Source organism: Pantoea sp. M_10, assembly GCF_008631515.1.
GTDB classification, from domain to species: domain Bacteria; phylum Pseudomonadota; class Gammaproteobacteria; order Enterobacterales; family Enterobacteriaceae; genus Pantoea; species Pantoea anthophila.
Genome location: NZ_VWUL01000007.1, coordinates 119,021 through 137,521, shown reverse-complemented (window position 1 = coordinate 137,521; position 18,501 = coordinate 119,021). Strand labels below are relative to the sequence as shown.

General features: G+C 58.1%; 20 protein-coding genes. 5 read left to right on the top strand and 15 right to left on the bottom strand.

Annotated features, from left to right (window positions below):
- The first annotated feature begins 147 nt into the window (after window positions 1-147).
- Window positions 148-435 carry a DUF2756 domain-containing protein gene (locus tag F3I47_RS18040; RefSeq protein ID WP_009087771.1) on the top strand — a complete coding sequence of 96 codons (288 nt, stop codon included), beginning with the start codon at window positions 148-150 and terminating at the stop codon, window positions 433-435.
- Here F3I47_RS18040 and ugpQ read toward each other — a convergent pair.
- From ugpQ to F3I47_RS17985, 10 genes are all read right to left on the bottom strand, one after another.
- On the bottom strand, window positions 432-1,175 hold the full coding sequence (gene ugpQ, locus F3I47_RS18035; RefSeq protein ID WP_150030102.1) for a glycerophosphodiester phosphodiesterase: 744 nt from the start codon (window positions 1,173-1,175) through the stop codon (window positions 432-434). The genes F3I47_RS18040 and ugpQ overlap by 4 nt on opposite strands.
- Window positions 1,172-2,245 carry a sn-glycerol-3-phosphate import ATP-binding protein UgpC gene (locus F3I47_RS18030; RefSeq protein WP_046100747.1) on the bottom strand — a complete coding sequence of 358 codons (1,074 nt, stop codon included), beginning with the start codon at window positions 2,243-2,245 and terminating at the stop codon, window positions 1,172-1,174. The genes ugpQ and F3I47_RS18030 overlap by 4 nt, the downstream gene beginning before the upstream one ends.
- Before the next feature lies 1 nt (window position 2,246).
- Window positions 2,247-3,092: a sn-glycerol-3-phosphate ABC transporter permease UgpE gene (gene ugpE / locus F3I47_RS18025; protein ID WP_009087776.1), complete on the bottom strand. Its 846-nt coding sequence runs from the start codon at window positions 3,090-3,092 to the stop codon at window positions 2,247-2,249.
- A complete protein-coding gene (ugpA, locus tag F3I47_RS18020; protein WP_150030103.1) occupies window positions 3,089-3,976 on the bottom strand; it encodes a sn-glycerol-3-phosphate ABC transporter permease UgpA in 888 nt (295 codons plus the stop codon). Before ugpA ends, ugpE begins: the two co-directional genes overlap by 4 nt.
- 57 nt (window positions 3,977-4,033) lie before the next feature.
- Complete coding sequence (gene ugpB, locus F3I47_RS18015; RefSeq protein ID WP_009087781.1) at window positions 4,034-5,350, bottom strand: sn-glycerol-3-phosphate ABC transporter substrate-binding protein UgpB; 1,317 nt, start codon at window positions 5,348-5,350, stop codon at window positions 4,034-4,036.
- Window positions 5,351-5,928: 578 nt separating this feature from the next.
- Window positions 5,929-6,642, bottom strand: coding sequence for a high-affinity branched-chain amino acid ABC transporter ATP-binding protein LivF (livF, locus tag F3I47_RS18005; protein WP_033736083.1), 714 nt, complete (start codon window positions 6,640-6,642; stop codon window positions 5,929-5,931).
- A gap of 1 nt (window position 6,643) precedes the next feature.
- Window positions 6,644-7,411: a high-affinity branched-chain amino acid ABC transporter ATP-binding protein LivG gene (livG, locus tag F3I47_RS18000; protein ID WP_009087785.1), complete on the bottom strand. Its 768-nt coding sequence runs from the start codon at window positions 7,409-7,411 to the stop codon at window positions 6,644-6,646.
- Window positions 7,408-8,679, bottom strand: coding sequence for a high-affinity branched-chain amino acid ABC transporter permease LivM (locus F3I47_RS17995; protein WP_009087787.1), 1,272 nt, complete (start codon window positions 8,677-8,679; stop codon window positions 7,408-7,410). Before F3I47_RS17995 ends, livG begins: the two co-directional genes overlap by 4 nt.
- Entirely contained in the window at window positions 8,676-9,602 is a 927-nt protein-coding gene (livH, locus tag F3I47_RS17990; RefSeq protein ID WP_009087789.1) for a high-affinity branched-chain amino acid ABC transporter permease LivH, read from the bottom strand. Before livH ends, F3I47_RS17995 begins: the two co-directional genes overlap by 4 nt.
- A 134-nt stretch (window positions 9,603-9,736) precedes the next feature.
- The gene (locus F3I47_RS17985) at window positions 9,737-10,849 is read right to left on the bottom strand and encodes a branched-chain amino acid ABC transporter substrate-binding protein (RefSeq protein ID WP_009087791.1); all 1,113 of its coding nucleotides are present in this window, start codon (window positions 10,847-10,849) and stop codon (window positions 9,737-9,739) included.
- Between the two features lie 395 nt (window positions 10,850-11,244).
- Here F3I47_RS17985 and panM point away from each other — a divergent pair, with 395 nt between their 5' ends.
- The gene (gene panM / locus F3I47_RS17980) at window positions 11,245-11,667 is read left to right on the top strand and encodes an aspartate 1-decarboxylase autocleavage activator PanM (protein WP_150030105.1); all 423 of its coding nucleotides are present in this window, start codon (window positions 11,245-11,247) and stop codon (window positions 11,665-11,667) included.
- Between the two features lie 54 nt (window positions 11,668-11,721).
- On the opposite strand, the gene rpoH is transcribed toward panM, so the two are convergent.
- From rpoH to ftsY, 4 genes are all read right to left on the bottom strand, one after another.
- On the bottom strand, window positions 11,722-12,579 hold the full coding sequence (rpoH, locus tag F3I47_RS17975; protein ID WP_009087795.1) for an RNA polymerase sigma factor RpoH: 858 nt from the start codon (window positions 12,577-12,579) through the stop codon (window positions 11,722-11,724).
- Between the two features lie 241 nt (window positions 12,580-12,820).
- Window positions 12,821-13,804: a permease-like cell division protein FtsX gene (ftsX, locus tag F3I47_RS17970; protein ID WP_009087796.1), complete on the bottom strand. Its 984-nt coding sequence runs from the start codon at window positions 13,802-13,804 to the stop codon at window positions 12,821-12,823.
- On the bottom strand, window positions 13,794-14,462 hold the full coding sequence (gene ftsE, locus F3I47_RS17965) for a cell division ATP-binding protein FtsE (RefSeq protein ID WP_013359348.1): 669 nt from the start codon (window positions 14,460-14,462) through the stop codon (window positions 13,794-13,796). Before ftsE ends, ftsX begins: the two co-directional genes overlap by 11 nt.
- A gap of 5 nt (window positions 14,463-14,467) precedes the next feature.
- A complete protein-coding gene (gene ftsY / locus F3I47_RS17960; protein ID WP_150030106.1) occupies window positions 14,468-16,168 on the bottom strand; it encodes a signal recognition particle-docking protein FtsY in 1,701 nt (566 codons plus the stop codon).
- Window positions 16,169-16,400: 232 nt separating this feature from the next.
- Here ftsY and rsmD point away from each other — a divergent pair, with 232 nt between their 5' ends.
- The gene (gene rsmD / locus F3I47_RS17955) at window positions 16,401-17,000 is read left to right on the top strand and encodes a 16S rRNA (guanine(966)-N(2))-methyltransferase (RefSeq protein WP_150030107.1); all 600 of its coding nucleotides are present in this window, start codon (window positions 16,401-16,403) and stop codon (window positions 16,998-17,000) included.
- Complete coding sequence (locus tag F3I47_RS17950; protein WP_009087803.1) at window positions 16,990-17,262, top strand: DUF1145 family protein; 273 nt, start codon at window positions 16,990-16,992, stop codon at window positions 17,260-17,262. The genes rsmD and F3I47_RS17950 overlap by 11 nt, the downstream gene beginning before the upstream one ends.
- 26 nt (window positions 17,263-17,288) lie before the next feature.
- Here F3I47_RS17950 and F3I47_RS17945 read toward each other — a convergent pair whose 3' ends face one another.
- On the bottom strand, window positions 17,289-17,645 hold the full coding sequence (locus F3I47_RS17945; protein ID WP_058956962.1) for a DUF2500 domain-containing protein: 357 nt from the start codon (window positions 17,643-17,645) through the stop codon (window positions 17,289-17,291).
- Window positions 17,646-17,790: 145 nt separating this feature from the next.
- Between F3I47_RS17945 and F3I47_RS17940 the strand changes: the two genes are divergently transcribed.
- On the top strand, window positions 17,791-18,420 hold the full coding sequence (locus F3I47_RS17940) for a lysoplasmalogenase (RefSeq protein WP_150030108.1): 630 nt from the start codon (window positions 17,791-17,793) through the stop codon (window positions 18,418-18,420).
- The last annotated feature ends 81 nt before the right edge of the window (window positions 18,421-18,501 follow it).

Sequence of the window (18,501 nt, the reverse complement as noted above, 5' to 3'; positions counted from 1 at the left end):
ATACAGCAAAAGTGTCAGGGTTAAGTCAAATCAGGAATACATCTGAAAGTCAGGTCTGTGATATCGGGTAAACTTATGGGTGCGACCCAGAAGCCGGTGTGCGCCGTTGTGCACCCATAACCCTGTGGCGTTCAGAAAGGAGGAGTGATGAAAAAGTGGATGATTGTTTTAGCCGCCCTGCTGCCTTTCGCCAGTCAGGCGAACACGCTGAACAGCACTAATGACCCGAACCGGCCGGGCTATAATCCCAGCCAGCAGCGGATGCAGTCACAGATGCAGACCCAGCAGCAGCAGCAACAGCTGAAGCTGCGCCAGGATCAGCAGCGTCAGACTCAGGATATGCAGCGTAAAATGCAGGAACAGCGCGACAGCGCCCGGCAGCGGGTAATCACCACGCAGCCGGGGCAGCAGAATCAGAATTCAAATCAGAACTAACCGAAGTCGGGGCCGATGATGTCGATCGCGTCGGTACAGATGGCATCGACGCCCCATTTCAGCAACTCCCGCGCCCGTTCCGGACTGTTCACGGTGTAGACCAGAATCTTCAGGTCCGCGCTTTTCAGCTCTGCAACCCGCTCTGCGGTCAGCACTTTATGGTTGAGGTGGATGGAGACGCACGCCAGCGCCGTGGTCTTTTCCCGCCACTGCGGGTCCCAGCTGTGGGACAGCAGCCCTCGCGGCAGCTGCGGCTCTGTCTGCATGGCGGCTTCCAGTGCCTCAAAAGAGAACGACGAGAGCAGCGGCGCGGTCTGATCCTGCCACAGCATCGCCGCGGCCTGCGCCACAGCACGGCCGGTTTCGGTCTCGCTGCCGGTGGTGGGTTTGATTTCGATGTTGGCCATCATCTGATGCTGACGGCAGCGCGCCGCCACCTCATCCAGCCGCGCCAGCTTTTCGCCCGAGAAGGCGTTGCCAAACCAGCCGCCCGCATCAAGCTGCGATAACTTTTCCCACGGCAGCTGACCCGCCACGCCCCAGCCGTTACTGGTGCGATCCAGCGTGTCGTCGTGCAGCAGAAAAATCTGCGCATCGGCCGAGAGTTTGACATCAAATTCAATCATCTGATGTCCAAACTTCGCGCCAGTGTCGATGGCTGCCAGGGTATTTTCCGGTGCCAGTTTACCGCCGCCGCGGTGGGCGACAATGCGGGGATAGGGCCAGTGTTGTGTACTCATTCCAGACGCTTTCCATGGGTTGAATCGAAGAAGTGTAACGCATCTGACGGCAGATGCAGCCACAGTGTCGTGCCGGGTTCCGGCCGTTCACTGTGGGCTAAGCGTACCACCAGCGGCGTGTCGCCGATGCGGCCATGGGCCAGATTATCGGCACCCAGCATCTCCAGCGTGTCCACCCGCAGCGGGATGCCGCCCTGCTCGCGGCTGCTTTGCCGGATATGCTCTGGCCGGATGCCCAGCACCACCGGCCGGCCGGCCCATTTCGCCTTGCTCTCGCTCAGCGGCAGCGCGTGCGAGGCGTCGAGGTTAAAGCGCGACCCGTCGCTGCTGAACTGCCCTTTCAGCAGGTTCATGGCGGGAGCGCCGATAAACGCGGCGACGAACTGGCTGGCGGGACGCTCATAGATCTCCACCGGGGTGCCAAGCTGCTCAACCACCCCTTTATTCATGACCATCACCCGCTGCGCCAGCGTCATCGCCTCAACCTGGTCGTGCGTCACATAGAGGCTGGTGGTCTGCAGGCGGCGATGCAGCTGCTGCAACTCCAGCCGCATCTGCACCCGCAGACGGGCGTCGAGATTCGACAGCGGCTCATCAAACAGAAAGACCGCCGGTTCGCGCACGATAGCGCGGCCCATCGCCACGCGCTGACGCTGTCCGCCGGAGAGCTCCCGCGGCCGCCGCGTCAGCAAATGATCCAGCTCCAGACTGCGCGCCGCGTCGAGCACCCGCTGACGAATCTGCTCTTTGCCCATGCCGCGAATTTTGAGGCCATACGCCATGTTCTCCTCTACCGACATGTGGGGATAGAGTGCATAGTTCTGGAACACCATCGCGATGCCGCGATCTTTCGGCTCCTCCTGGGTGACGCGCCGGTTATCGATGTAGATATCGCCGGAGCTGACCCGCTCCAGACCAGCCACCATGCGCAGCAGGGTCGATTTTCCGCAGCCGGAAGGGCCGACCATCACCATAAATTCGCCGTCGTGGATGGTGACGTTCAGCGGCTGAATGATCTGATTTTTACCGTCATAGGATTTGGTCACTGCCTGTAGGGTTACGCCTGCCATCTTATTTCTCACTCTCAACCAGACCGCGCACAAAGGCACGCTGCATGACCAATACCACCACCAGCGGTGGGATCAGGGTTAATAACATTGCTGCCATCACTTCGTTCCACTGGGTCGGCGAACCGCTGCTGGAGATCATGCTTTTAATCCCCGCCACCGCCGTGCCGAGGCTGGCGTCATTGATAATCAGCAGCGGCCAGAGATACTGGTTCCAGCCGTAGATAAAGGTGATCACGAATAACGCCGCCAGATTGGTTCTGGAGAGCGGCAGCACGATGTCGATAAAGAAGCGCATCGCGCTGGCCCCATCAATGCGCGCCGCTTCGACCAGCTCATCCGGCAGCGACATAAAAAACTGACGAAACAGGAAGGTGGCGGTTGCTGAAGCCATCAGTGGCAGCGTCAGTCCGCTGTAGCTGTCGAGCAGATTAAGATCGGCAATCACCTGCACCGTCGGGAAAATACGCACCTCCACCGGCAGCATCAGGGTGATAAAGATCAGCCAGAAGAAGAGCGTGCGCAGCGGAAAGCGAAACCAGACCAGCGCAAATGCCGACAGCATCGACACGGTGATTTTGCCGAAGGTGATGCCGAGCGCCATGATCATGCTGTTAAGCAGCATCAGACCAAATGCCGGGCCGTTGTCGTTGACGCCGTGAGTCCAGATGCGTGAGACGTTCTCCCACAGATGGGTGCCGGGCACCAGCGTCATCGGCACCTGATAGACCGCCTCGTTATCCAGCGTTGCGGCGACAAAGGCGACGTAGAGCGGAAACAGGATGGTGAGCACGCCCAGTACCAGCACGAGGTGGCTGAAGAGATCCAGCCCGCGTCGATTCTCAATCATTGGTATTGCACCTTACGTTCAACAAAGCGGAACTGGATGACCGTCAGCCCGATGACCAGCAGCATCAGCACCACCGACTGCGCCGCCGACGAGGAGAGGTCCAGACCGGTGAAGCCTTCGCGGTAGATTTTGTAGATCAGCGTGGTGGTCGCCTGTACCGGCCCGCCGCCGGTAGCCGCGTCGATCACCGGGAAGGTGTCGAAGAAGGCATAGATCAGATTCACCACCAGCAGAAAGAAGCTCACCGGCGCAATCAGCGGCAGGGAAAGGTTGAAGAAGCGTCGCACCGGCCCGGCACCGTCAATCGCGGCGGCTTCCACCAGCGATTTCGGGATCGACTGCAGAGCAGCGAAAAAGAACAGGAAGTTGTAGCTCATCTGCTGCCAGATCGACGCCAGAACAATCAGGAACATCGCCTGACCGCTGTTCTGCGCATAGTTCCACTCATAGCCGATGTGGTGCAGCAGGTAGCTGAAGAGGCCCAGACCGGGATTGAACAGAAACATCCACAGCACCGCGGCCACCACTGGCGCAACGGCGTAGGGCAGCAGCAGCAGGGTCTGATAGAGGCGGCGCAGTCGCACCACATAATCGACCAGCGCCGCCAGCAGCAGCGAAAACAGCATGCCGAACCCCGTGACCATGCCGCTGAATATCAGGGTGGTCCAGATCGAATCGAGATAGTAGGGATCGGCAAACAGGCGTCTGAAGTTTTCCACCCCGACAAAGCGGCTGGAGAGGCCAAAGGGATCGAGGCTTTGCAGCGAGTACCACAGCGCTTCACCGGCAGGCCAGAGAAAGAAGACCGCGGTGATCAGTAACTGCGGCAGCACCAGCAGATAAGGCAGCAGGCTGGTGCGAAAAACCGGGCGAGAAGAAGACATAGCGCACTCTGATTCAGAAAGAGAGAGGGCCAGCCTGCACTGGCCCTGTCGGGCAGATTACTTCACCTGCTGCTGGAAGCGACGCAGCAGTTCGTTGCCGCGTTTGACCGCGTTATCCAGCGCGCTTTGCGGCGACTGTTTACCGGTCCAGACGCTCTCCAGCTCTTCGTCAATCACGGCACGGATCTGCGGCATATTGCCCAGACGTATGCCTTTGGTGAACGGCAGCGGCGGTTTGTTCATCATCTGACGGGTGGCGATATCTGCACCCGGATTTTTGTCGTAGAAGCCCTGCTGTTTCGTCAGCTCATAGGCGGCAGTGGTAATCGGCAGGTAGCCGGTTTTCTGGTGCCATTCCGCCGCGATTTCCGGTTTCGCGAGGAACTGCATGAACTCCGCGACGCCTTTATACGTTGCCGCATCTTTGCCTTTCATCACCCACAGGCTGGCTCCGCCGATCAGGGCGTTCTGCGGCGCGCCTTTTACGGTGTCGTCATAGGGCATCATGCCGACGCCGAAGTTGAATTTTGCGTAGTGGCGGATATCGGCCAGCGAACCGGAGGAGGCGGTTGTGATGCCGCAGTCGCCGTTGTAGAACTTCGCCGTCGGCTCATCTTTGCGGCCAAAGTAGGTGAAGTCCCCTTTTTTGTTCATCGCTTCCAGCATTTCGATGTGACGCACCTGCACCGGTTTATTGAACTCCAGCACCGCATCCAGGCCGTCAAAGCCGTTATTTTCCGTGGCGACCGGCAGCGCATGCCAGGCGCTGAAGTTTTCGATCTGGATCCAGCCCTGCCAGCCGCTGGCGTAGCCGCAGCTCATGCCCGACTTGCGCAGCGCGGCGGCATCCGTGGCCAGCTCCTGCCAGGTTTTCGGAGGCTGATCGGGGTTCAGACCCGCTTTCTTAAAGGCATCTTTGTTGTAGTAGAGCACCGGGGTGGAGCTGTTGAACGGCTGAGAGATCAGCTGGCCTTTGCTGTCGCTGTAGTAGCCCGCGACCGTCGGCACGAACTGCTTTTCATCAAAGGGAATACCAGCATCTTTGAAGACCTGATGCACCGGCACAATCGCCTGTGAAGCCATCATGGTGGCCGTGCCCACTTCATAAACCTGCAGCACCGCAGGCGCTTTGCCGCTGCGCACTGCCGCGATCCCGGCCGCCAGGCTCTGCTCGTAGTTACCTTTGTAGGTCGGAACGATTTTGTAATCGGGATGGGTCTGGTTAAAGCGCTGAGCCAGCGAATCGACTTCTTTGCCTAACTCGCCTTCCATGGAGTGCCAGAAAGGGATCTCGGTGGCGGCGATGGCATGGCCGCTGAGGGTCAGACCGAGCAGCGCGCTCATCAGGCTACGGCGAAAGGTAACGACGGACATAGAATTTTCCTGTGCAGGTAAATACGCGTGAAATCAAGGATTTCTGGTTCGCGGAGTAACATGACACGGGAAAATGACGGATTAATAACAGGCAGATGACAGGCGGGTGACAGGCGAAAGGGAAGAAAGGCGGAGCAGCTAACGACTTTGTTGACACAATCTGGCCAGGTTGCTGTAAGACTGAGCATGCACAAGGAACAAGGTCAGATCGGAAAGACGCTAAATCCGTCATCCATGACACGCTCGGCCCGCGCCGTCCATGGCGCGGGACGCTTTCCTCTTCTGACCATGTTCCCTGCGCGTTGAGTTTATTTGTTGCGGCCAGATTCACACTGATTTGGGTTTGTCAGCAGTCTGAGCAGCTATAACATCATTACTACGTCGGATTGATTACCATAAGCTGCAACGGCCTCTGGCAAAGGCCATCGGAACTACCCTTCACACCAGTGCTCCAGGCCGTCGGCGGCGCAGGCAGGTTGCGGGCGGACAGCGCGCAGCCACCGGAGCGTACACGTAGTACGTGAGGATGGCGAGCACTGCCCAACCGGAACCTGGCAAGCAAGCCAGGCCGTGCCCCATCAGGCACCTAAGTAAGCGCTGCGGACGGCTTCGTTGGAGAGTAATGCTGCACCAGTGTCTTCCAGCACCACATGCCCGTTCTCCAGCACATAGCCCCGGTCCGCCAGCTTCAGCGCCTGATTGGCATTCTGCTCCACCAGGAAGATGGTCATCCCCTCGCTGCGCAGCTGCTCAATGGTGTCGAAGATCTGCTGAATAATGATCGGTGCCAGTCCCAGCGACGGTTCATCCAGCAGCAGCAGGCGCGGCTGGCTCATCAGCGCACGGCCAATGGCCAGCATCTGCTGCTCACCACCGGACATGGTGCCGGCGCGCTGGATTTTACGCTCCGCCAGACGCGGGAAGAGTTCATACACGCGCTTAATCCGCGACAGGTAGTCCGGACGGCTGGCAAAAAAACCGCCCATCGCCAGATTCTCCTCCACCGTCATGCGCGAAAAGACCCGCCGCCCCTCTGGCACGATGGCAATTGCCTCACGCATGATGCGCGCCGTCTGCCAGTCGGTGATGGTTTTGCCATCAAAGGTAATGGTGCCCTGGGTCGCGCGCGGTTCGCCGCACAGCGTGCCGAGCAGCGTGGTTTTTCCGGCGCCGTTGGCACCAATCAGGGTGACGATTTCGCCCTGATTGATGTAAAGACTGACGTTGTGCAGCGCCTGAATTTTGCCGTAATGCGCACTGACGTTCTCAATGGTTAACATCGCATTTGCCATCTCAGGCCTCTCCTAAATAGGCGCGAATGACATCCGGGTTATTACGAATCTCTTCCGGCGTTCCGTTAGCCAGCGGCGTTCCCTGATTGACCACGTAAATGCGGTCAGAGATGCCCATCACCAGCTTCATATCATGTTCGATCAGCAGCACCGAAACCTTGTGTTCGCCACGCAGTTCCGCAATCAGCGCATCCAGCTCGTGGGTCTCTTTGGGGTTGAGGCCCGCTGCCGGCTCATCCAGCATCAGGATCTCCGGGCGCGTCACCATGCAGCGCGCGATCTCCAGCCGGCGCTGCTGACCATAGGCCAGATTGCCCGCCTGACGGTTAGCCAGGTCGAGTAAGCCGACCCGCTCCAGCCAGGTCGCCGCGCGATCCAGCGCTTCGCTCTCACTGCGGCGAAACGCGGGCGTTTTCAGCAGGCCAGAAAACAGGCCGCTCTTCAGGTGCTGATGCTGTGCCACCAGCAGGTTCTCAATCACCGTCATCTCACGGAACAGGCGTACGTGCTGGAAGGTCCGCACAATGCCCATGCGCGCAATCTTCTGACCCGGCAGGCCTTCCAGATGCTGGTCACGCAATGTGATGCTGCCGCCGGTTGGCTTGTAAAAGCCGGTCAGGCAGTTGAACACCGTGGTTTTCCCGGCACCGTTAGGGCCAATCAGCGAAACGATCTCCTGCGGACGCAGCTCCAGCGCCACATTGTTTACGGCTAACAGACCGCCGAAGCGCATCATCAGGCCTTCAACGGCTAATAAAGGCTGACTCATGCCTCTTCTCCTTGTTTACCGGTTCTGAGCTTCAGATGCGGACGCTTCATCGGCAGCAGGCCCTGCGGACGCCAGATCATCATCAGCACCATCAGGCCACCCAGCACCAGCATGCTGTACTCATTGAGATCGCGCATCAGCTCGCGGGAAACCACCAGCAGAATGGCAGCCAGAATCACCGCGAACTGCGATCCCATGCCACCCAGTACCACAATCGCCAGCACAAAGGCGGACTCGACAAAGGTAAAGGATTCCGGGCTGACAAAGCCCTGGCGCGCCGCGAACAGGCTGCCGGCGAATCCGGCAAAGGCGGCACTGATAGTAAAGGCGGTCAGCTTGATGCGGGTCGGGCTGAGGCCCAGAGAGCGACAGGCGATCTCATCTTCACGCAGGGCTTCCCAGGCGCGGCCCAGCGGCATCCGCAGCAGCCGGTTGATCACGAACAGCGTCACCACCACCAGCAGCAGCGCCACCAGATAGAGGAAGATGATACGGTCGCTGGGATCGTACTTCAGGCCAAAGAAGTTGTGGAAGGTATCCCAGCCGCCTTCGCGCGGGGTACGCCCGAACTCCAGGCCAAACAGGGTCGGTTTAGGGATCTGGCTGATGCCGTTGGGTCCGCCGGTCAGCGCGGTATTGTTCAGCAGCAGGATACGCACAATCTCACCGAAGCCCAGCGTCACAATGGCCAGATAATCGCCGCGCAGTCGCAGCACCGGGAAGCCCAGCAGCAGACCAAACAGCGCAGCCACGATGCCGGAGAGCGGCAGACACTGCCAGAAGCCAAGGCCGTAGTAGTGGTTCAGCAGCGCAAAGGTGTAAGCACCGATGGCGTAGAAGCCACCGTAGCCCAGCACCAGCAGGCCCGACAGTCCCACGACCACGTTCAGGCCCAGGCCGAGCATCACGTAGATCAGCGTCATCGTGGCGATATCCACGGTGCCGCGCGACACCAGGAAAGGCCAGGCGACTGCGGCGATAATCAGCACCGCCATCACCAGCTTCTGCTTCGGCGTTGAGCCATCAAAGCCCGGCAACACCAGCGACGGACCGGAGACTTTCTTCAGGCTGCTCTGCCAGACCGGACGCAGCAGCTGGAACAGAAACACCACCGCACAGCCTGCGGCGATCCAGTTCCAGCGCACGCTGCCCGCGTTCTGCACCACCAGATTTGTGCCATCCAGCGTCAGGCGCAGTCCCATAAAGAAGGTGGCCAGCACCAGCAGCATTACCGAGGCGATCAGGGCGTTGATAAACGAGGTCTTCATACTTTCTCAACCTCCGGACGACCCAGAATCCCGGTCGGCATCACCAGCAGCACCACAATCAGCAGGGCAAACGAAACCACATCTTTGTATTCCGTGCTGAGATAGGCTGACGTCAGCGCTTCAGCGATACCCAGCACCAGTCCGCCAATCATTGCGCCCGGAATACTGCCGATCCCGCCCAGCACGGCGGCGGTGAACGCTTTCATCCCTGCCATAAAGCCGATGAAGGGATTGATTGAGCCGTAGAACTGGCCCAGCAGCACGCCTGCTACTGCGGCCATCGCGGCCCCGATCACGAAGGTCAGCGAGATCACGCGGTCGGTGTTAATGCCCAGCAGGCTGGCCATTTTCAGATCTTCAGCGCAGGCGCGACAGGCGCGGCCCATGCGGGAGTAGCGGATAAAGGTGGTCAGCGCCAGCATCGCCAGGAAGGTCACCACCCAGATAACAATCTGCATGGTTGAGATGGTGGCGGCAAACCCGTTGCTCTCCCCCACCGTCCACTGTCCGGTGATCAGGCTCGGCAGCGCCAGGTCGCGTGAGCCCTGGGTCAGGCTGACGTAGTTTTGCAGGAAGATCGACATCCCGATGGCGGAGATGAGCGCAATCAGGCGCTTAGAGGAACGTACGGGCCGGTAGGCCACGCGTTCAATGCTCCAGCCGTAGGCGCTGGAGATAATGACTGCCATCACAAAGCCAGCCGCAATCATCAGCCAGGTGGTGTCGATGCCCATCATCATCAGGGCGGCAATCACGATAAAGGAGACATAGCTACCGATCATGTACACCTCGCCGTGGGCGAAGTTGATCATGCCGATAATGCCGTAAACCATGGTGTAACCGATGGCGATCAGCGCGTAGGTGCTCCCGAGGGTGACACCGTTAAACATCTGCTGAATAAAATAGAGGAACTGCTCGGACATACCTTAACCCTTACTTATCCGATCGCAGGCGATCGGGGTACAAAAAACGCCTGGCAGCGGTGTGCCAGGCGTTCGTGTCGCCGGTCAGTGGAGACCGCTTAGCTGGCCTCCGGCTCACCAGAAAACCGCCTGGTTTACTTCACTGCGGTCGAGGTACCATCGGCATGCCATTTGAAGATGCCGAATTCAAAGCCCTTGAGATCGCCCTTTTCATCCCAGTTCAGGTTGCCCATGACGGTTGGCACCGCAGCCCCTTCTTTGAGGTTCTTCACGATAGCGTCCGGCTCTTCGCTCTTGCTACGTTCCATGCCGGTGGTCAGCGATTGCAGCGCGGCATAGGTGGTCCAGACGAACGGACCGGTCGGATCAAGTTTCTTCGCCTTCAGCGCGTCAACGATCGGTTTGTTGGTTTCAACCTGATCGTAGCGTTTCGGCAGCGTGACCAGCATGCCCTCAGACGCCGCACCGGCAATGTTCGACAGGGAGGCGTTGCCCACCCCTTCTGGTCCCATAAACTGCGTTTTCAGACCGGCCGCCCGCGCCTGACGCAGGATCTGGCCCATCTCCGGGTAGTAGCCGCCGAAATAGACAAAATCGACGTTCTCTTTCTTAAAGCGCGCCACCAGCGTAGAGAAATCTTTGTCGCCTGCGGTGATCCCTTCAAACATGACGATGTTGGCACCCTGCTTTTTCAGGCTCTCCTGTACGGAACGCGCCAGGCCTTCACCATATTGCTGTTTGTCGTGCACCACGGCGATACGCTGCGGCTTCAGCTCGCTCATAATGTATTTGGCTGCGGTCGGCCCCTGGTCAGAGTCCAGACCGGTGGTGCGCATGATCAGTTTATAGCCGCGGGAAGTCAGGTCAGGTGCGGTCGCCGCCGGGGTAATCATCAGCACGCCTTCATCTTCATAGATGTCAGACGCAGGCTGGGTTGAGGAGGAGCAGAGATGGCCGATAACATAACGGATACCGTCGTTAATCACCTTGTTCGCGACCGCAACGGCCTGTTTCGGGTCACAGGCGTCATCATATTTCACCGCAACCAGTTTGTTGCCGTTAACGCCGCCTTTGGCGTTGATATCTTCAATCGCCTGAGTAGCGCCCGCGAACTGCATGTCGCCGTACTGCGCCACCGGACCTGACATTGCGCCAACAATCGCCACTTTAATATCTTCAGCCAGCGCCGCATGGCTCATCGCCAGTGCTACACATCCCGCCAGTAATGCGCGACCTTTCATTTTCATCCTGACTACCCCATCTGTTTTGTCGTGTATGTTGTGAGTGCGTGCATTGCCAGATAAAGTCGAAAACTGATTGATCATGAAGGAGTTAGCGTACTTTTCTGGCATTTTTTAGTAATAAGGCTTTATTTTTCAGGTTATTAAACAGGATGTTTCTTCTGTAAATCAACTGACATATTCAGAATTGACTGAGTGAAACAGCATAATACACTGGAGGCAATGGCCGGTTTTTCACCACTTTGCCAGCGCATTATGCTGGGTTGATCGCAGGCTTAACCTGTTTACACCTATTATCCTGGCACCCAGGCCATCTTTTGACCTGTTTTATTGATGAAAATGTGGTGGCGCTCTGGTTGTATACTTTCGCTGCACTTTCCCCTTTTTTAGAGGTTTTTGTTATGAAGCTGACTATCCAGCGTTTAACCACGCTGACGCCGCAGGACCACATCGATCTGGGCAAGGTCTGGCCCGATCTGAATATTCAGGAACTGGAACAGCGGCTGGATGAGCGCCATCGTCTCTATGCGGCGCGCTTCAACGATCGGCTGCTGGCGGGGTTACAGCTGGAAATCTCCGGTACGCACGGCAAGATCCACCGGCTGGCGGTGCGTGACGTGACGCGGCGACGCGGTGTGGGCCACTATCTGCTGGAAGAGACGATTACGCAGAACGGATCGATAGCGGACTGGTGGATTGCCGATGATGGCAGTGACGATCAGCAGGTGCGGGCGGCATTTATGCAGGCGTGCGGTTTTCGGGCGCAGAGTGACGGCTGGATACGGGCAACAGATGACGCAGAGGGGATGGCGGAAGAGGCGTGACAGTCCGGGGCGACAGAAAGCAACAGGGGCGACATGCTGTCGCCCCTGTGGGTATTACGCTTCGATCGCCATACGCAGTTTTTTCATGGCGTTCTTCTCCAGCTGCCGGACTCGTTCGGCTGAGACGCCATACTGATCGGCCAGCTCCTGCAGCGTGGTTTTGTTATCTTCGTCCAGCCAGCGGGCGCGGATGATGTGCTGACTGCGCTCATCCAGGCCTTCCATCGCATAGCTCAGCTTGTCAGCGGCGTGTGCGTCCCAGTTATCCTCTTCAATGCCATCAGCAAAGTCAGAGGTCTTATCCTGGAGATAGAGCACCGGGGCCATGGAGCGGCCTTCACTGCTCTCATCGTCGGCAGACATATCAAAGGTCATATCCTGCGCAGCCATACGCGATTCCATTTCACGTACGTCTTTGCTGCTTACGCCCAGCTCACGCGCAACCATCTCAACTTCGTCCTGATTGAACCAGCCCAGACGCTGCTTGGTTTTACGCAGGTTAAAGAACAGCTTACGCTGTGCTTTGGTGGTCGCGACTTTCACGATACGCCAGTTACGCAGCACGTACTCGTGAATCTCGGCTTTAATCCAGTGCACGGCGAATGAAACCAGGCGCACGCCAACTTCCGGGTTGAAGCGGCGCACCGCTTTCATCAGGCCGATATTACCTTCCTGAACCAGGTCAGCCTGTGGCAAGCCGTAACCGGAGTAATTACGAGCGATATGAACTACAAAGCGTAGGTGTGACAGGATCAGCGTCTTAGCTGCATCCAGATCGCCCTGGTAATGCAGCCGTTCAGCTAACGCTTTTTCCTCTTCTGCCGACAGCATCGGCCAGGTGTTGGCAGCCCGGACGTAAGAATCCAGGGTACCCGGAGAAGCAATAGCTAAAGTTTGCATTTCTTTGGTCATTCAAACCCTCACAAATTCAATGGAATTGCCGCACATTTCCCTGCGCAGACGATACAGTAAGTCAACGTCGCGCGAAATCCGAAAGCAATCTGTGCTACTTAGAGTGTGAAAGTTATCCACAAGTTCAATTATAGCAGTGAATATTTTACACACAGATGACAGGAAGGGAAGAGGGGAAAAGGTCCTCTGCATACACTGTCGGTAGCAGAGGACCATTATAACAAAAAAATGTTGCACGCGTTTACTGTGGCGTAAATCGGCGTAAATGTTGTACCGTGGCCAGCCAGGCAGCCACCCAGCCGATGATCGCCGCAATCAGCAGCAGCAGCAGCGCTTCATCCCAGGAGAAGCCTTCCAGCGAGAAGGTGGTGCCGAAGACGGTCGCCACGCTGGCAACCACCGACTGCAGGCGCAGCACCAGCACTTCCGACAGCAGCAGCGACAGCACCGCTCCGCTGAAGCCCAGCAGCGCCCCGCCATAGAGGAAAGGCCGCAGGATGAAGCCATCCGTCGCGCCGATCAGCTTCTGAACGTTAATGGTGTCACGCCGGGCGAAAATGCTGAGCCGGACGCTGTTGCCGATCACCAGGAACACCGCCACGATCATCAGTACGCCAATCATTGACGCGATCTGCCCCACCAGCCCGGTCAGTGCGGCCAGTCGTGCAAACCAGCTGTCATCCATCCGGACTTCATCCACGCCCTGCACTTTCGTCACACGATCGCGCAGGCTTTGCATGGTGTCGGAGTTCTGGAAATTGAGCTTCGGCGTGATGATAGCCACTGCCGGCAGCGGATTCTGCTCCAGCATATCCATCGCGCCGCCAAAGCCTGACCAGTTGCGGAACTCGTTCAGCGCCTCTTCGCGCGTCAGGTAGTTGACGTTATCCACCCCTTCCACCTGTTTGAGCTGCGCCACCACATTTTCGGCCGCGCTGTCATCCAGGGTCTTGGAGAGATAGACGGTTAACTGCGGAGCCGGATACCACTGGGTCGCCGCCTGGCTGACGTTTTTCCACACCATGTAGCAGACGCTGGGCAGCGTCAGGGAGATGGCGATCACCATCACCGTCAGCAGCGTAGCCAGCGGCTGACGCCACATATCAGAGAGGGTGCCGCGCAGCGCATAGCGCCACTGCTCCTGCCAGCCGCCCTTCAGCGCTTTACTCTTCGACGGCTGCTTTGCTTTCGGTGCCGCCGGACGTTTAATGCGTTTATTGACCATCGTGGCCTCCGTGCAGGCGTCCCTGATTCAGCGTCATCATCCGATAGTTGCGTCGGGCGATCAGGCCGCTGTCATGCGTTGCCATCAGGACGGTGACGCCGACGCGGTTGAACTCTTCGAACAGGCGCAGAATATCTTCTGACAGCGCGTCGTCGAGGTTACCGGTCGGTTCATCCGCCAGCAGCACCGCCGGTTTGTTCACCACCGCACGGGCGATGCCGACACGCTGCTGTTCACCACCAGAAAGCTGAATCGGATAACTTTTCGCTTTGTCGAGCAGACCCACTTTATCCAGCGCGGCCGACACGCGACGACGGATATCTTCGCCACTGGCGCCCGAGATAATCAGCGGGATCGCCACGTTGTCATAGACCGAGCGATCCATCAGCAGGTGGTGGTCCTGGAAAATCATGCCAATCTGACGACGCAGAAACGGCACTTCACTGTTCCGCAGACGGGAAATGTCATGGCCACTGAACCAGATTTTTCCGGCACTCGGGCGCTCAATGCCACAAATCAGCTTCAGCAGGGTACTCTTACCGGCACCGGAGTGGCCGGTGAGAAACGCCATTTCGCCGGGGCGCAGATGGAAATCTACCCCCTGCAGCGCCTGACGTCCGCCGAGATATGCCTTACTGACCTCTTCAAAGCGAATCATCCTAATTAGTCCTCTCGGGCAAACAGTGCCTCAATAAAATCGTCCGCCTTAAACGGTCGTAAATCTTCAATGCCTTCACCGACACCAATGTAGCGAATCGGAATACCGAACTGATCGGCCACCGAGAAGATCACGCCGCCTTTAGCGGTGCCATCCAGTTTGGTGAGCGCAATACCGGTCAGGCCGACCGCTTCGTTAAACAGCCGGGCCTGACTGACCGCATTCTGTCCGGTGCTCGCGTCCAGCGTCAGCATCACTTCGTGAGGCGCGGACTCATCCAGCTTTTTCATCACGCGGGTGATTTTTTTCAGCTCTTCCATCAGGTGCGATTTGTTCTGCAGACGCCCGGCGGTGTCGGCAATCAGCACATCCACGCCGCGCGATTTCGCCGCCTGAATCGCATCGAAGATCACCGAGGCGGAATCTGCGCCGGTGTGCTGGGCAATCACCGGAATGTTATTGCGCTGGCCCCACACCTGCAGCTGCTCAACCGCTGCCGCACGGAAGGTATCGCCCGCCGCTAACATCACGGATTTGCCTTCGGCCTGATACTGGCGCGCCAGCTTACCGATAGTGGTGGTTTTCCCCACACCATTGACGCCCACCATCAGGATCACAAACGGTGTTTTGCCTGAAACGTCCAGCGGCGCATCGACTTTGGCGAGAATCGACGCCATCTCCGCCTTCAGCAGGCCGTAGAGCGCTTCCGCGTCGCGCAGCTGCTTGCGGTTTGCCTGCTGGGTCAGATGCGTAATGATGCGGCGCGTGGTATCCACACCCACATCCGCAATCAGCAGCTGCTCTTCCAGCTCATCAAACAGATCGTCATCAATCTTTTTGCCCCGGAACAGGCTGATAAAACCGGAACCGAGGTTCTGACGGGTTTTTACCAGGCTGCGTTTCAGGCGGGCAAAGAAGCCCTCTTTGGCGGGACGCTCCTGCTCCTGGGCGATGAATGGCGCAGCGGCCAGCGGCAGATCGCTGACGGTATCAGAGGCGCTCTCGTCCGCCGGTTCCTCAGCGATCACCTCTGCGTCGGCCAGCGCCAGCGCGGTCAGCTCTTCCTCGCTCAGCGGCGCGTCGGCCTCGCCGGGCAGGATTTCCGTATCTGCATCGTCCTCTGCCCGTGCGGCAGAATCCTGCTCGCTGTGCGGGGCATCCGCGTCGCTGTGCGGCGTGTCGATAATCTCTGCGTCACCCAGCGCCAGCGCGGTCAGCTCCGCTTCGCTCAGCGGAGCCTCGGCGTCATCCGGTGTCGTTTCAACGACAGCGGCATCGCCCAGTGCCAGCGCCGTCAACTCCTCGTCACTTAACGGTGCGTCTGAGGGGACGGCATCCTCAACCGGCATGACCACGGCGTCGGCGTCAATAACCGGCGCGTCATCATGTTCAGGTGCAGCAGATTCAGTGATAGCGTCAGATCCGGTAACGACAGATTCAGCGTCATCCAGCGCCGCCGGTGCCGCTTCAGATGGCGCGGCCGCGGTCACGTCCGCCTCATGCTGCTCGCTGGCCACCGTTTCGGTAATGGCAACCGTCTCTTCTGCCTGTGCTTCTGCCTGACTTAAAGCCGGGGCTTCCTGTTCTGGCTGCTGCTGAGCGGGTTCTGCGACCTGTTGTGTCTGCTCTTCCGCTGCAGGTTGTTTCTCTTCCTCTTTGCCAAATCCCAGCCAGGAAAAAAAGCCACGTTTTTTCTCTTTTGCCATTGTGTGACTACACTCCTCGATGGCTTTGTCCCGGTCGCGCAGGGTTTCCAGGGGTAAATCAATGAAAGTTGGTCATCGCCAGACCGGCGTAAACCGCAGAATAATGCATGACTTCAGCAACTCAGTAGTCTAACACTTTCCAGCCAGCTCACCACAGCACCCTTTTTTAACGTTTCTTCTCACCGATTCGCCCGTTAAACTACGCAACAAATTATGACGAGTTGTGAGCAAGATGAATAAAAACCCCCGCAGTACAGGCGGAACCGGGCAGATCCGCATCATTGGCGGCCAGTGGCGCGGACGTAAATTGCCGGTGCCGGACAGTGCCGGACTGCGCCCCACCACCGACCGGGTGCGAGAGACGCTGTTTAACTGGCTGGCCCCGGTGCTGCCCGAGGCGCGCTGCCTCGACTGCTTTGCCGGAAGCGGCGCATTAGGCCTGGAAGCGCTGTCGCGCTATGCAGGATCGGCGACCCTGCTGGAGCTGGAACGTCCGGTGGCGCAGCAGCTGACAAAAAATCTGCAGACCCTGCGCGCCAGCAACGGCACCGTCCTCCAGACCAATACGCTAAACTGGCTGGCGCAGCCGGGCGAACCCTTCGATGTGGTGTTTATCGACCCACCGTTTCGTCAGGGATTGCTGGCCCAGACGCTGCAGTTGCTGGAGCAGAATCACTGGCTGGCCGATCAGGCGCTGATTTATGTCGAGAGCGAAGTGGAAAATGGCGCACCGCCGGTGCCGCCAGCGTGGGATCTTTATCGCGAGAAAATAGCCGGACAGGTGGCTTATCGTTTGTATCAACGTCAACAGGAGACGCAGGATGTTACTTAATTTGGGGCGTCTGTTGATGCTTTGCGTGTGGGGATTTTTACTGGCTAACGTGGTGCATCCCTACCCGAAACCGCTGACTTACTTTATCAACGTGGCGCTGTTCTTCATGATCATGATGCACGGTCTGCAGCTGGTATTGCTGCGCGCCACGCAGACTAAAGACGCGCCGCCTATCGATCGCGTCACCCAGATCAAAGTCTTTCTGTTCGGGGTTTTCGAGCTGGTCGCCTGGCAGAAGAAACATTTCCCGCGCAAAAAATAGTGCCGGGCGGGCGTCACGCCCGCCAGTTACTGCACGGGCGTGAAGCTGATAAAGCGCGTGCCCTGCATCTTCAGTTCGCCCTTCGCCCCTTTATCCAGCTGATGGTACTCCGCCTCTTTAATCTGCACCTTAATATCGCTGGCCCCGTTCAGCGGATGAAACAGGGCTTCATACCGCATCTCTTCGCCGGCGATCACTTCCCGCTGCCGTGAACGGCGATTGGGCGCCGGAAATTCCCGTTTGGTTCTGACTTCAGCCTGCAACGCCCGCACCGGTGACGCGTCATTGACCGCGCCTTCACGGCGTTGCTTGATAAACTGACGCGTGGCCAGCACGGCGATAACCGCCAGGACGATAATAAAAATCAGCGGGGGTTTACTCATGGTGAATCTGTGCCTGAGGAGAAGATGAAACAGGGAGCAAAGGATACAACCAGAGTTGCCTGATTGTCACATCTCTGAGGCGTAACCTAAACTGGAAGGGATATTTTGGGATCTTTCATCATTCTGAATAAAAAAGGGAGAAACAATGCTCTGGTCTTTCCTCGCTGTCCTTTTCTCCGGCTGGCTCTATGTCGATGCCACCTATCGCGGCCCGCAGTGGCAACGCTGGCTGTTTAAACCGGTCACCCTGCTGCTGCTGGTGGGTCTGGCCTGGCAGGCACCGGTGCTGCAGACCACGGACTACCTGATTCTGGCGGGGCTGATCGCAACCCTGATCGGTGATGCGTTAACGCTGCTGCCGCGTCAGCAGATGCTCTATGCCGTAGGGGCCTTTTTCCTGTCGCATCTGCTCTATACGCTCTGCTTCGCCGCCAGCATGACTATGACCTTCTTCTGGCCGATCCCGCTGACGCTGCTGATTATCGGTGTAGCCCTGATAGGCATGCTGTGGAGCCGACTGGAAGATCTGCGCTGGCCCGTCTGCACCTTCATCGGCATGACCCTGGTCATGACCTGGATCGCCACCGAGCAGTACTTCTTCCGTCCGACGGATTACAGCTTCTCCATCATGGTGGGTTCAGCGCTGCTGCTGCTGGCAAACATCATCTGGTTTGTCTCTCACTACCGTCGTCGCTTCACCGCCGACAGCGCCATCGTCGCCGCCTGCTATTTTGCCGGTCACTTTATGATCGTGCGCTCCTTGTGGGTGGTGTGATAAAAGCGGCTTGACTCTGGAGTCCACTCCAGAGTGTAGGATAAGGGATGAGCTGCATGGCTCATCCCGCTCTTCTTACGC

Excerpts from the sequence above, each read along its gene's own strand:
- F3I47_RS18040 (WP_009087771.1), top strand. The coding sequence starts at position 148 with ATGAAAAAGTGGATGATTGTTTTAGCCGCCCTGCTGCCTTTCGCCAGT.
- ugpQ (WP_150030102.1), bottom strand. The coding sequence starts at position 1,175 with ATGAGTACACAACACTGGCCCTATCCCCGCATTGTCGCCCACCGCGGC.
- F3I47_RS18030 (WP_046100747.1), bottom strand. The coding sequence starts at position 2,245 with ATGGCAGGCGTAACCCTACAGGCAGTGACCAAATCCTATGACGGTAAA.
- ugpE (WP_009087776.1), bottom strand. The coding sequence starts at position 3,092 with ATGATTGAGAATCGACGCGGGCTGGATCTCTTCAGCCACCTCGTGCTG.
- ugpA (WP_150030103.1), bottom strand. The coding sequence starts at position 3,976 with ATGTCTTCTTCTCGCCCGGTTTTTCGCACCAGCCTGCTGCCTTATCTG.
- ugpB (WP_009087781.1), bottom strand. The coding sequence starts at position 5,350 with ATGTCCGTCGTTACCTTTCGCCGTAGCCTGATGAGCGCGCTGCTCGGT.
- livF (WP_033736083.1), bottom strand. The coding sequence starts at position 6,642 with ATGGCAAATGCGATGTTAACCATTGAGAACGTCAGTGCGCATTACGGC.
- livG (WP_009087785.1), bottom strand. The coding sequence starts at position 7,411 with ATGAGTCAGCCTTTATTAGCCGTTGAAGGCCTGATGATGCGCTTCGGC.
- F3I47_RS17995 (WP_009087787.1), bottom strand. The coding sequence starts at position 8,679 with ATGAAGACCTCGTTTATCAACGCCCTGATCGCCTCGGTAATGCTGCTG.
- livH (WP_009087789.1), bottom strand. The coding sequence starts at position 9,602 with ATGTCCGAGCAGTTCCTCTATTTTATTCAGCAGATGTTTAACGGTGTC.
- F3I47_RS17985 (WP_009087791.1), bottom strand. The coding sequence starts at position 10,849 with ATGAAAATGAAAGGTCGCGCATTACTGGCGGGATGTGTAGCACTGGCG.
- panM (WP_150030105.1), top strand. The coding sequence starts at position 11,245 with ATGAAGCTGACTATCCAGCGTTTAACCACGCTGACGCCGCAGGACCAC.
- rpoH (WP_009087795.1), bottom strand. The coding sequence starts at position 12,579 with ATGACCAAAGAAATGCAAACTTTAGCTATTGCTTCTCCGGGTACCCTG.
- ftsX (WP_009087796.1), bottom strand. The coding sequence starts at position 13,804 with ATGGTCAATAAACGCATTAAACGTCCGGCGGCACCGAAAGCAAAGCAG.
- ftsE (WP_013359348.1), bottom strand. The coding sequence starts at position 14,462 with ATGATTCGCTTTGAAGAGGTCAGTAAGGCATATCTCGGCGGACGTCAG.
- ftsY (WP_150030106.1), bottom strand. The coding sequence starts at position 16,168 with ATGGCAAAAGAGAAAAAACGTGGCTTTTTTTCCTGGCTGGGATTTGGC.
- rsmD (WP_150030107.1), top strand. The coding sequence starts at position 16,401 with ATGAATAAAAACCCCCGCAGTACAGGCGGAACCGGGCAGATCCGCATC.
- F3I47_RS17950 (WP_009087803.1), top strand. The coding sequence starts at position 16,990 with ATGTTACTTAATTTGGGGCGTCTGTTGATGCTTTGCGTGTGGGGATTT.
- F3I47_RS17945 (WP_058956962.1), bottom strand. The coding sequence starts at position 17,645 with ATGAGTAAACCCCCGCTGATTTTTATTATCGTCCTGGCGGTTATCGCC.
- F3I47_RS17940 (WP_150030108.1), top strand. The coding sequence starts at position 17,791 with ATGCTCTGGTCTTTCCTCGCTGTCCTTTTCTCCGGCTGGCTCTATGTC.